The organism is Streptomyces sp. ISL-36, from assembly GCF_018614205.1.
Classification (GTDB): Bacteria; Actinomycetota; Actinomycetes; order Streptomycetales; family Streptomycetaceae; genus Streptomyces.
This window is the reverse complement of the sequence record NZ_JAGGOS010000181.1, coordinates 1-11,332: the sequence shown is the minus strand read 5'-3', so window position 1 is coordinate 11,332 and position 11,332 is coordinate 1. Positions and strand designations below refer to the sequence as shown.

Annotated in this window: 10 protein-coding genes and 4 pseudogenes; 2 read left to right on the top strand and 12 right to left on the bottom strand. The window is 68.7% G+C overall.

Annotation, left to right across the window (positions count from 1 at the left end):
- Both J7E93_RS34500 and J7E93_RS37625 read right to left on the bottom strand, forming a co-directional pair.
- Positions 1–341, bottom strand: a pseudogene (locus J7E93_RS34500) (metallophosphoesterase); the annotation flags it as partial.
- A 12-nt stretch (positions 342–353) separates the two neighbouring features.
- Positions 354–559: pseudogene (locus tag J7E93_RS37625) on the bottom strand (SCO4848 family membrane protein).
- An 85-nt stretch (positions 560–644) separates the two neighbouring features.
- Here J7E93_RS37625 and J7E93_RS34495 point away from each other — a divergent pair.
- Positions 645–884: an SCO4848 family membrane protein gene (locus tag J7E93_RS34495; RefSeq protein WP_215073985.1), complete on the top strand. Its 240-nt coding sequence runs from the start codon at positions 645–647 to the stop codon at positions 882–884.
- 63 nt (positions 885–947) lie between these two features.
- Here the strand turns inward: J7E93_RS34495 and J7E93_RS34490 are convergent, their stop codons facing one another.
- From J7E93_RS34490 to J7E93_RS34465, 6 genes and pseudogenes are all read right to left on the bottom strand, one after another.
- Entirely contained in the window at positions 948–2,120 is a 1,173-nt protein-coding gene (locus J7E93_RS34490; RefSeq protein ID WP_308368898.1) for a methyltransferase domain-containing protein, read from the bottom strand.
- Between the two features lie 779 nt (positions 2,121–2,899).
- Positions 2,900–3,454, bottom strand: a pseudogene (locus tag J7E93_RS34485) (DUF5753 domain-containing protein); the annotation flags it as partial.
- A gap of 65 nt (positions 3,455–3,519) precedes the next feature.
- A complete protein-coding gene (locus J7E93_RS34480; RefSeq protein ID WP_374105471.1) occupies positions 3,520–4,038 on the bottom strand; it encodes a DUF6879 family protein in 519 nt (172 codons plus the stop codon).
- A complete protein-coding gene (locus tag J7E93_RS34475; RefSeq protein ID WP_069743205.1) occupies positions 4,019–4,285 on the bottom strand; it encodes a hypothetical protein in 267 nt (88 codons plus the stop codon). The genes J7E93_RS34480 and J7E93_RS34475 overlap by 20 nt, the downstream gene beginning before the upstream one ends.
- 69 nt (positions 4,286–4,354) lie before the next feature.
- Positions 4,355–5,126, bottom strand: a pseudogene (locus J7E93_RS34470) (transposase).
- 596 nt (positions 5,127–5,722) lie between these two features.
- On the bottom strand, positions 5,723–7,465 hold the full coding sequence (locus tag J7E93_RS34465; protein WP_215073984.1) for a recombinase family protein: 1,743 nt from the start codon (positions 7,463–7,465) through the stop codon (positions 5,723–5,725).
- A gap of 238 nt (positions 7,466–7,703) precedes the next feature.
- Between J7E93_RS34465 and J7E93_RS34455 the strand changes: the two genes are divergently transcribed.
- The gene (locus tag J7E93_RS34455) at positions 7,704–8,951 is read left to right on the top strand and encodes a D-alanyl-D-alanine carboxypeptidase family protein (RefSeq protein WP_215073983.1); all 1,248 of its coding nucleotides are present in this window, start codon (positions 7,704–7,706) and stop codon (positions 8,949–8,951) included.
- Here the strand turns inward: J7E93_RS34455 and J7E93_RS34450 are convergent.
- From J7E93_RS34450 to J7E93_RS34435, 4 genes are all read right to left on the bottom strand, one after another.
- Entirely contained in the window at positions 8,887–9,804 is a 918-nt protein-coding gene (locus tag J7E93_RS34450; RefSeq protein ID WP_215073982.1) for a YihY/virulence factor BrkB family protein, read from the bottom strand. The two genes, J7E93_RS34455 and J7E93_RS34450, sit on opposite strands and share 65 nt — an antisense overlap.
- Positions 9,792–10,217 (bottom strand): GtrA family protein, encoded by a 426-nt coding sequence (locus J7E93_RS34445; protein ID WP_215073981.1) that lies wholly within the window; start codon positions 10,215–10,217, stop codon positions 9,792–9,794. Before J7E93_RS34445 ends, J7E93_RS34450 begins: the two co-directional genes overlap by 13 nt.
- A 7-nt stretch (positions 10,218–10,224) precedes the next feature.
- The gene (locus J7E93_RS34440) at positions 10,225–11,148 is read right to left on the bottom strand and encodes a decaprenyl-phosphate phosphoribosyltransferase (protein WP_308368899.1); all 924 of its coding nucleotides are present in this window, start codon (positions 11,146–11,148) and stop codon (positions 10,225–10,227) included.
- 34 nt (positions 11,149–11,182) lie between these two features.
- The coding region (locus tag J7E93_RS34435; RefSeq protein ID WP_215073986.1) for a phosphatase PAP2 family protein at positions 11,183–11,332 on the bottom strand (150 nt) is incomplete at its 5' end.

Sequence of the window (11,332 nt, the reverse complement as noted above, 5' to 3'; positions counted from 1 at the left end):
GTGCCGGCGTCGGCCGTCGCCGCCCGGCTCTCCAGCCACCGGCGCAGCAGCGGTCGCACCGCCTCGCCGACGACCAGCGCCAGCGTCACGTACAGCAGCAGCGCCAGCCAGAGGTAGCCGGGCCAGGCCACGGTCCGCTGGAGCCAGAACGGCGCTCCGGCGCGGGAGGAGACCAGGGCGGCGAGCGACAGCAGCGGCAGCGCGAACGCCGCCACCGTGCCCAGTCGGCGTGCCACGCTTCCCCGCGCCGTCACATCGCGCACCAGGCGCCGCCACACGTACCAGTGGACCCCGCCCAGCAGGGCGAGGACCACGATGAGCACCAGCAGGAAGACGAGCACGCGCCCCAACCCCTATCCGCGTCCGCGTTCGCGTCTCAATGCGCGCACGCCACGCAACCCGATCACGCCGACCACCGTCCCCAGGACAAAGGACGTGATGGCGAGCAGCAGATGAACCCAGAAGTAGGCCGTCGGGTCGCCCGCGTCGTCGAAGGCGAGACCGCTCGCGTCGTTCCAGAGGTTCTTGACGAAGGCGTGATCCAGATACAGCTAACCATTAGCGTACAGACCCCAGCACCCGAGCCCGGGGGCATGGGTCGGATACTGGCAGGACCGACCCGCCTACCCCCGGAAGGGCATCCCGTGAAGCTCAGCCGTCGCACGTCCTGGTTCCTGCTCGCGTTCGGTGTCTGGTCTTGGATGATCTGGATCACCTTCGCCCGGAACCTGTACAAGGACGCGAGCGGACTTGCCTTCGACGACGCGGGCGACCCGACCGCCTACTTCTGGGTCCATCTCACCCTTGCCGTGACGTCGTTCATCCTAGGGACGGCGGTCGGCGTGATCGGACTGAGGGGCGTACGAGCGAACGCGGGCAAGTAGAAACCCCGCCCATGCGCTACGGGGTACGGCGCACAGGCGGGGCGGTCTTGCGGTTCAGCCCGGTCAGGGGACGTGCTGATCGGGCTTGTCCAGCCACGCGGACTCGCCCGTTGCGGTCACCGTCAGGCCGAACCGCTCCGGGCCGGGGCGGTCGTGCAGCAGCCACCAGGCGTGCGCGGCTTCCACTTCGTTCCACAGTCGGCGCGGGCCGTGCTGCCACACGGTGAACCGGTCGTCCGACTTCCCGTCCCAGTCCACGGCAGCCCACGACGTGGCGTCGGTCGTGGCGACCCACAGCCGGGATGCGACCCCTTCCACGTCGGGGTTGTCGTGACACGTCCACCACACGTCTCGGAGCTGTAGCCCCATGGCGAACTGCGCGGCCAGGTCGTCACCGGCTACCCGCCACGGCGGAAGGTTGGTGGTCGACTCGTCGGGCTGGTGGTCGTCGCGCACCACGTCACGGAAGATCCGTAGGTCTGTGCGCTGGTTCCTCATGAGCATGAACGCGGAGTGCGGCGAGAACGGGCCCGACGCGCTTCCGCTGTCGTCCACGGTCATGCGGAGCAGCCCGTAGCAGACCCACGGGCTTTCCCACGGGGTGAGGATGACGCCCCCGGGCTTCACCTGGTCGACCCACGGACGCGGGACGGACCGCACGGAGCACGTCGCTACGAGCCGGTCATACGGCGCGTTGTCCGTGTACCCCTCGGCCCCGTCCCCCGTCACCACGGCAGCGCTGACGCCTTCACTTCGCAGACGTTCCTCGGCTTCCCCCGCCAACGCGGGGTCGACTTCCACGGTCGTCACGTTCCCCGGGCCGGCGACATGGGCCAGGAGACCCGCGTTCCACCCGGTGCCGGTGCCGATCTCGAGGACCCTGTGTCCCTCGTGCACGTCGAGCATGTGCAGCATCCGGAACACAATGCTCGGGGCGCTCGCGGACGATGACGCCCACCGCTCGCCGTCGTCGGGGTCCTCGCCGTCGTTGATCTGCGTCACGACGGAATCGTTGGCGTAGACCGCACGAAGCCACGTTTCCGGGGCGTCCGCCCGGTTGCACGGCTCCAGGCCATCACCCAGAAAGATGCGCTCGGGGACGAACGCGGACCGGGGAACATTCCATGCCGCACGCTCCCACTCGGGCGTCACTGGCGCGTCCATGTCGTCGTTCACCGCGCCGAGCAGACCGCGCAGGGCGATTCGCTCGGACGCGGCGAATTTCGGTGTCGTCACCTGCGTCAGTCTTCCTTCTTGTGCTTCGGCGGGTCCTTCGGCTTGGCAGTGTCGGACGACGGCTTGGACGTGCCCGGGTCCTTCCCCCCGGAGTGCTGCCCGTTGCCTCCGCCGCCGCCCTTACCCGTTCCCCATCCCATGGCGTTCCCTCTCTTGGTTACGTACGGATCTTGTGGAACCCGCCCGGTGAACTCACGTACCTAGCAGGGGCCCACCGGACGGGCATGGTGCAGCCCAGCGCACCGGCCTGAATCGCGGAAAGCGGCTCGGGGAGTCCTGGGGCTACTCGTCCCCGCCGGGGAACTTCGGCAGCGTGGTGCCCGGCGGGAAGTACACGACCCCGGATCGGGAATCTTGGGCTCCGCCGTACTCCTTCCACCAGCCTTCGGGAGAGACCCTGTACGGGCTGTCAGGGCTGTCGAGGAGGCTCACCAGCTCCGGGGGCCGGTATATGGCCGCGCAAGACGCCTCTGGAGCCGCACAGGGGTCACCCGACACGCCTGTACGGCTTGGCACACTTGCTGTGCCGGTAGACCACGGCGGGGGGTCCCGACTGCCGTTCCACCGATCCCCGGCGGCAGGGCTCAAGCACCCCGACCGGCTCGTTGCACTCGGGGCAGGTCACTCCCTCGGGCGCGTACGTCGCGTACTCGTCCCTGCGGGCGTCCGTGTCTGTGGTCGTACTCGCCATCGCTGGTGTCCCCTCACGTGGTCCGACGGCCACCAAGCTAGGGAGAGGAACTCCAACTCCCAGGCGATTGCATGAGGTTGCACGCGAGTTATCCGAGAGCATCCAGCGCCGATGTGATCAGCACACGAGCGGCGGCCCCATAGACAGCCAGCGCCGCCAGTTCGGCGAACGTCTCGGCGTACATGGTCACCTCGCTGGGCTGCGTGATCTTGAGGTAGCCGGAGATCAATTCGACGTTGACTTGGGTCGTGTCGTAGATCCAGAACCCCTCAGCCGGCCAGCGCTCCCGATCGGGCCGCATGGGCACAACTCCCAAGCTGACGTTGGGAAGTGAGGCAACCGAGATCAGGTGACCAAGCTGCCCGGACATGACCTCGGCGCCGCCGATTCCGGCCCGCAACACGGACTCTTCAACCAGGAACGCGAACCGCCGATCGCCTTCGTACAGCACCCGCTGACGTTCCATGCGAGTGGCTACGGCGTCGGCCACATCGTCCACCAGGCCGCGCCGTCGCTGGATCGCTTGGAGCGCTGCCGTGGTGTACGGCTGCGTCTGGATCATGCCGGGCACGAGCCACGACGAGTAGGACCGGAAACGGCGGGTCCGTTGATACAGCGGCAAGCGCGCTTCCTGCGCGAGACGTTTCGCAAGAGCCTGCCGGGCCTGCTGGGCACTGGAAGATGAAAAAGAGACAGCCATGGGCGTGATCAGGCGGGCCGGTACTCCGCGTGAGGAATCGCGCGCTCCCACGCTGCCTCATACGCGCTGACGTACTGCGCGGCCAACGCCGGATCGTGCACGACTTCCATACGCGGACCGGTCCACTGCCCCTCCCCGCTGAAGTGGTGGAGGATCACGGTTTCCTCATCCATGACCCACCCGTCCAGCGCAGGAAGCAGCAGATCACGCGCCCGCGAGCGAGGCAGCCAACGGACGTCCTCGCCGGCCGCCACGTTCGTAAAGGTGCCGTCGTACTCGTACCGGACGTAGTCGCTCAGCGGCTCCGAGACCACCCGGAGACGGCGCATGACGACACCCCGCCCGGTCGTCTCGGCCACCACGTCCAACCACGACCGCCACCACGACTCGCGGTCTGCCGGGTCGTACCGGTGCCCTTCTTGCCAGCGGATGAACTCCGGGTCGTCCCGCATGTAGCTGTCCCGCATCTCAAGGTGCATGGCCGAGCGCTGCGCCTTGCCGAGGCATTCACGTACCGCTGTTGCCACCGTTGTCCTCACTGTCCGGACGGGGAATGAACTGGAGCATGTTCGCAGGGAGCCGGATCACGGTCTCGTGGTCCGGAACGTCCGTCGAGTGACCCGGCACCGAGCCGACTTCCTGCGCCTGCCGGATCGTCTCCTCGTCAGCCTTCCATGACTGGATGATGAGGTCACCGGTCGTATCGTCCAGCCAGATCGTGGGCGAGCCGTCATCCGGGGTGTTGGGCCAAATCCCCAGGAACTTTAGGGCCATTGGGCACTCTCCTAAGGGCTGTCCCGTAAATGATCTTTCGCGTGGCGGATGGCCTGTCTGTTTCCCTCGTCACCCGGCGAGGGTGAGGTTGTGCAGGCGGGCGATGCCGAGCATGGCGTGATGGACGCCGTCGCCCTTCAGACGGCAGTCGCGGAGGATCTTCCAGCTCTTCATGCGGGCGAAGGCGTGCTCGACGCGGGCGCGGACCTTGCGGTGGGAGGTGTTGTGTTCCTCTTTCCAGGCCGGGAGTTTTGGACTGGCCGCGTTCGCGGCGGTGCGGGATGACCAGGCCGGTGCCCCGATAGCCGCCGTCCGCGATCACCGTCGTCTCGCCGACTGCGGCCTTGGCGCCGGACAGCTCCCACGCCTTGCAGTCGTTCCGGTTGCCGGGCAGGGGTCGGCCGACCGCGACAACGAGCCGGGTGTCGGCGTCGATGACGACCTGGTGGTTGGTCGAGTACCTGTAGTTCTTCGACTGCTCGGAGATCGTGTGGTCACGCGTGGGGACGAGGGTGCCGTCCACGATCAGCACGGTGTCCTTGCGGAACCGCTTGCGGGGCTGGAGGGCGAGCGCTGGCCCGAGATGGTCGATGATGCGATCAGCGGCCGACTTCGAGATGCCGAACAGCGGGGCGAGTTGTCGCAGTGTCAGGTTCGTCCGCCAGTACGCGGCGACCAGCAGGACCCGGTCCTCCAGCGGCAGGCTCCACGGCCGGCCCTTGCGGACCGGATCCGCCCCCTCGCGCCGCAAGGCGCTGATGGGCTTGCCGAACTGCCGTGGGCTCAGCCCGCTGAACGGGACTATCCAAGACGGCTCCGACGCCGTGAGCACACCAGCCACACCAAGATCATCTCACCCGTGACCAGCAGTTACGGGACAACCCTTAGCGAGTCGGTTGCACGGGTGTGCACGAGCCTTGCCCCTGGAACACATCAGCGCAAGGGGGCCGGGGCGACAACGTCGGTTCAAGACAGCCCACTGTCAGAGGCCGCGCCTAGGCTGCTGAACATGGACGCCTACCTTCCCTGACTGCTATCGATGACGGCACCTACTGCCGCCGAGTCCGTGTCGGCGGGGTGCTATTGACTTGTAGGGACCAGCACATTCCCAGGTGCCCCTGCTGCACATAGCCGCCACCCACGCGCCTTCGCTGCCCTATAGGGATCAGCAGATTCCCGGAACCCCAGCAAGTGCAGGACTGAGAGGCACTTCGGCCCTCACGTTGTTATGGCGGCCAACAGATTCCCGCGTCGGCCAAGCCATGACGGGATGGCGTTTCGACGGATGGTTTGGTTTTCTCCTTATTTTTTTCTTGTGCATACGAAAAACAGTCTGAACCGTCATACCGTCATGGCTCCGCCCGCTGGTCGGCCCCGCTGCGGGCACAGCAAAGCCCCGGCGGTCCGCGAGGGACTGCCGGGGCTGCGGAAGGGGCGTCAGAGGGCGGCTAGCGTCTCTTCGTCGTCCTCGTGGTCCTCATCGGACTCAAGGTGACGCCAATGGAGCGTTACCCGGTCCTCGACCGGGATGTACTTCCGGGTCTCCGGGTCCCGGCCGGGGCCGACGGAGACACCGGAGAGGAAGAGGTCAAGGAACTCGCGACGCTTGAACACGTCCCACACCGCCCAAGGGGAACCAGGGCCCAAGGGATCCTCGCCCGGTTCGAACCAGTCCGAGGGAACCTGAATCGCCGCCGTCGTCTGCTTGTCCAGTTCTTCCAACCTGGCCGTGCACTGGTCCTCGAAGGTTCGGTACTGCGTCATCGTCGCGCGCCACATGGCCAGTTCGTCGCGCCCTCGGTAGAGCCCCGCCTTGCGGTCGGCCTGAAGTTCGGCGATGGAGTTGCGGACGTGTTCGAGGTGCGCCGCCGTCTCGAGCCTCTCCTCCTGGACACCAGACAGGTCGCGCTGAAGTGCGAATCGAAGTGCCGCCTCCGCCAGCCATTCCCTGTCCTCGTCGTCGTCAATGTCCGCAGCGGCAAGGCGCGCCCACACGCAGTGGGCCACATAGTCGTCGGCGTCCTTGCGCTTGATGCTCAGTCCGCCGTGCCCCTTGGGGTTGGCGCACATGTAGTAATCCTGTCCGCCGTTGTTCTTGCTCTGTCCCAGGGCGCCCATGCAGATGCCGCACGTTGCGAAGCGCCAACCGCTCAGGAGCGTGGGCGTCGCATCTCCGCCGGGCTGCCTGTTGGTCTTGGTGCGCTTGCTCCGCTTCTCCTGGAGTTCCAGCCACTTGGCACCCTCGATGACGCCTCGGTGAGGTGTCAGGGGCGCCCCGCCCTCGTCCCGGGCGATGACGTTCACGTACGCCGTCCCCCGCTTCACGCGTTCGCTCGCGAAGCCTCCGACGGCCGGGTGGGAGAGGATCCAGCGGACCGTCTGGGCGCGCCATCTGATGGGGCTGTCCTCCTTCGACACGCGCCGGTTCTTGATGGACTGAATCCGCTTCTCGGTGGCGCGCCGTTCTGCCTCCCCCGGCGCCGGTACGTCTTCCGTCTCCAGTGTCGTCGCGATCTTGTTGTCGGAGATTCCGGCGAACGACATCTCCGCCATGCGCTCGACGATCGCGACGTGATCAGGGTTGTCGGCGTCCGGCTCGAGGACGGACACGACCAGGTTGCCGATCTTCTCCCGGACCGCCCGCATGCCGTACGGGGCCGAGCTGGAGTGCCGGCCGCCGACCGCCTTGATCTCGTCCTTGGCCCCGCGCAGGCGCTCCGCCTTGATGTCGCTGTCCTGCTTCGCGAGGGCTGCGATGAGCGCGAAGATCGCGACGCCGATCGGGTTCGAGGTGTCGAGGAACGGTTCGAGGACGGAGACGAAGCGGACTCCGTACTTCTTGAACACCTTGTCGATCTCCAGCGCGTCATGGGCGCCCTTGCGGGTCAGCCGGGACAGTTCGTTGACCACCACCACGTCCACCTCGCCCGCGCGCACGGCGGACATCAGGTCCTCGAAACCCGGGCGCACGGCCTTTGGATCCCAACCGGACCGACCGACGTCTTTGAACGTGTGAATCACCTCCCACCCCCGGCTCGCCGCCAGCGCCTCGCCGGCTGCCACCTGCGCCTCCGGCGACGCCTCGGAGGAGTCGGGGCGCGCCTTGGACTGCCGGGCGTAGACGGCCACCCGCACCGTGTCCAGATGCTGGGCGCCCACGGGCGAAACGAAGGGGGTCAAGGTCTCTCACCTGCTCTTTTCTGCCGTTGAAGCTCTACCGGTTATTTACTTATGGAAATAAACCAGATGAACCAGCTCCACGCCCCGAAGGCGAGCAGGAACCAGGAGACGGGCCGGCTGAGCTTCATGTCCCCAGTATCACCGTCCGTCCCCTCGCGCCCCGCGTCCGGGTGGACGGCCGCGGGGGAACCGCCTGGCGGGGTGCGTTTATCTGATCCGTACCTGTACGTTCTCGATCGTGCCTGCTTCGAACAAGACCGCTTGGGCGGTCACCGCTGCCGCGCTGCTCCCTCTCGTCGTCGCCTCACCGGCCTACGCCGACAAGGAGGACCAGCAGCCCAAGCCGCCCGCCGCGATGTCCACCGTCGGAGGCACCCTGCTCGGCCGGCCCGGCACCCAGGTCCAGCTCGGCCCGGGCGCCCCGGTGCTGCCCAAGGAGCTGACCGGCCGTTCCTGGATCGTCGCGGACGCGGAGTCGGGCGCCGTGCTGGCCGCGCACAACTCCCACTGGCGCCTGGCCCCCGCCTCCACGCTCAAGATGCTCTTCGCGGACACGCTCCTGCCGAAGTTCCCGAGGACGGCGAACCACACCGTCGTCCCCAAGGACCTGGAGGGCCTCGGCGCGGGCTCCAGCCTGGTCGGCGTCAAGGAGAAGCAGACCTACACCGTCCACGACCTCTGGCTCGGTGTCTTCCTTCGCTCCGGCAACGATGCCGTACGCGTCCTGTCCGCGATGAACAACGGCATCCCGCAGACCGTGCAGGACATGAACGACCACGCCGCCGAACTCCAGGCGCTCGACACCCACGTGGTCTCGCCGGACGGCTACGACGCCCCGGGCCAGGTCTCCTCCGCGTACGACCTCACCCTCATCGCCCGCAGCGGCATGCAGAAGGCGGACTTCAGGGAGTACAGCTCCACGGCCCGCGCGAAGTTCCCCGGCGAGCTGAAGCCAGGCAAGCAGCGCGAGACCTTCGAGATCCAGAACACCAACCGCCTGCTGACCGGCGCCCTGGGCATCGCCCCGTACCAGGGGATGGCGGGCGTCAAGAACGGCAACACCACGCACGCCGGCTCCACCTTCACCGGCGTTGCGGAGCGCAACGGCAAAGTGCTGCTCGTGACGGTGATGAACCCGTCCTCCAAGGAACAGCACGCGGTCTACAAGGAGGCCGCCCGGCTCCTCGACTGGGGCTTCGCCGCGCACGGCAAGGTGGCCCCGGTCGGCGAACTGGTCCCGCCGAAGTCGGCCCGTACGAGCCCGGGCGCCGCGAGCGGAGGCTCGGCCCCCGCCCCCGGCAAGGACGCGCCGGCCACGGTGGTCGAGAGCGCCGTGACCCACGAGAGGGCCAGTGGGGCCGGGATCGCCCTCGCCGTGGTCGGCGGAGTCCTCGTGCTGCTCGCCGGCGCGGCCTTCCTCGTCAACCGGCGCTGGCCGCTTCCGGAGCTGGTCCGTCGCCGTCCGCGCGTCGACGGCGACGAGTGAGACCGCCGGATCCGGTGGCGGTCCAGGCCGCGCAGAAGAGCAGCAGCTTCGCCGTGAAGTTGATCCACAGCAGCAGCGCCACGGGGACACCGAACGCGCCGTACATCGACTTCCCCGCGACGCCCTTCATATAGCCGCCGAGGAGCAGCTTCAGCAGTTCGAAGCCGATCGCGCCGATCACGGCCGACACCATGAGGCGGCGGCGCGGCGGCTGGACGCCGGGCAGCAGCGTCAGCACGTACAGCAGGATGAGGAAGTCGGCGACCGCGGCGATGGCGACGGCCGCGGCCTGGAGCAGGATGCCGCCGGCCCCGCGGTCGGAGATCCCGATCTGGTCGGCGCTCCAGCCGATGGCGGTGGAGCCGAGCCAGGACGCGGCGAGCGAGCAGAGCCCGACCCCGCCGAGGCCGAGCAGCACGATCGCGTCCTTGCCCTTGCGTACGACGGGGTTGCCCTCGTCCTCGTCGTCGATCCCCCACACCGCGCGCAGGCAGTCCCGCATCGAGCCGACCCAGCCGATGCCGGTGAAGAGCAGCAGCGCGCCGGCCACGAGACCGACCGTGCCCGCGTTGTCGACCAGCGCGTCGATGTTCAGCTGGTCGGAGATGCCGGGGACCTGTTCGGAGATCTTCGCCTCGATCCTGTCGAGCTGCTCCCGGCTGAGCAGCGCGGCGCCGATCGCCGCGCCGACGGTGATCAGCGGGAAGAGGGCGAGGAAGCTGATGAAGGTGACGGCGGCGGCGAGCCGGGTCCAGTGAGCCTCGTCGAGGGTCTCGTACGAGCGCCAGGCGTGCGTCCGCATGAGCCGGGAGGCCCAGGGGCCGATGACGGGGAGTTTGGTCAGCCAGTCCATGTCGTCCGCCTACCCGTCGATCCACCACGTGACCGGAAGACGAGCGCCCGGGTGCCCCAGAATCGCAGACAGGTGGCGAGGACCATGCCGATCCCGAGCCCTGACACCGTGTCGGCGCGGGCGGAGGTGAGGCCGAGGCCGTAGTGGGAGAGGCCGAGGCAGAGCAGTTGGACGGCGGCGCCGGCGACGTTGACGGTGAAGAAGACGGCGTACTCGCGCAGCCCGACGGCTCCGCGGCGGTACGTCCCGAGAGCGTTGCCCAGGTAGGCGACGGTGCAGGCGCCGAGGAAGGAGAGCGCCTTGGCGGCGATCGGGTCGAGGCCGCCGGGTCCGCGCAGCGTCAGGAACAGAGCCAGGTCGACGGCGTAGGCGGCGAGGCCCGCGGCCGCGAACCCGGCGAGTTCGCGCCTCACGTGCGCCTCACAGGTCCGTGACCGCCATCCCGTACATCGCCGCCCACACCAGGCCGATGACCGCGAGCGGCCGGTCGCGCAGGACGACGTCCTCGGGGGCGCCGGCCGTGCCCCGGTCGGCGAAGACGGCGTAGCGCAGTACGGCGAGGATGAAGGCGATCACCGAGAGCTGGCGCCAGGGGAGCAGGGCCCCCTGCGCGACGCCGCCGCTCTCCAGCGCCCACAGGCAGTAGCCGAGGACGGCGACGCCGGCCGCCAACTGCCAGACGAAACGCAGATATCCGGTGGTGTACTGGGTGAGCAGCGCGCGGGTCGCCCCCTGCGCGCCGTCCATCTCGACGGCTTCGGAGTACCGCTTGGCGGCGACCATGAAGAGCGCGCCGAAGCCGGTGGTGATGAGGAACCAGCGGGAGAGCGGGATCGCGAGCGCGACGCCGCCGATCATCGCCCGCATCAGGAAGCCGGTGGTGACGACGGCGAGGTCGACGACGAGGACGTGCTTGAGCCGGACGCAGTACGCGAACTGCATGGCGAGGTACGTGACGAGGAGCGCGGCGGTCATGGGGTTGCACAGGACCGCGCTCGCCGCAGCGGCCCCCAGCCCCAGCAGGGTTCCGGTGGCGTAGGCGAGGGGCACCGGGACGAGCCCGGCGGCCACGGGGCGACGGCACTTGACGGGGTGGGCGCGGTCGGCGGCGGCGTCACGGGCGTCGTTGACCAGATAGACGGCGGAGGCGGCCGCCGTGAACAGGACGAAGACCAGGGCGAGTCGGGCCGCGGTGTGCCAGGAGACGAGCTGGCCGGCGGCGACGGGAGCGGCGACGACGAGGACGTTCTTGACCCACTGCCGGGGCCGCGCGGTCCGCAGCAGCCCGAGCGGTACGTCCAACGCCCGGCGCGCTCCGGCTGGTTCCCGCCCCCGTACGACCACGGGCGAGTCGAGCAGGGCGGCCACGGTGCCGCGCTCAGTCACGGCGTTCGCCGCCGATCCCCGCCCCCAGCCAGCGGCGGCCCAGGCCCGCCGTCGCCGCGCCGAGGAGGGCGCCCGCGGCCACGTCCGTCGGGTAGTGGACGCCGACGACCAGACGGGAGGCGCACATCGCGGCCGCCACGGG

Excerpts from the sequence above, each read along its gene's own strand:
- J7E93_RS34475 (WP_069743205.1), bottom strand. The coding sequence starts at position 4,285 with ATGGCCCTAAAGTTCCTGGGGATTTGGCCCAACACCCCGGATGACGGC.
- J7E93_RS34450 (WP_215073982.1), bottom strand. The coding sequence starts at position 9,804 with ATGGACTGGCTGACCAAACTCCCCGTCATCGGCCCCTGGGCCTCCCGG.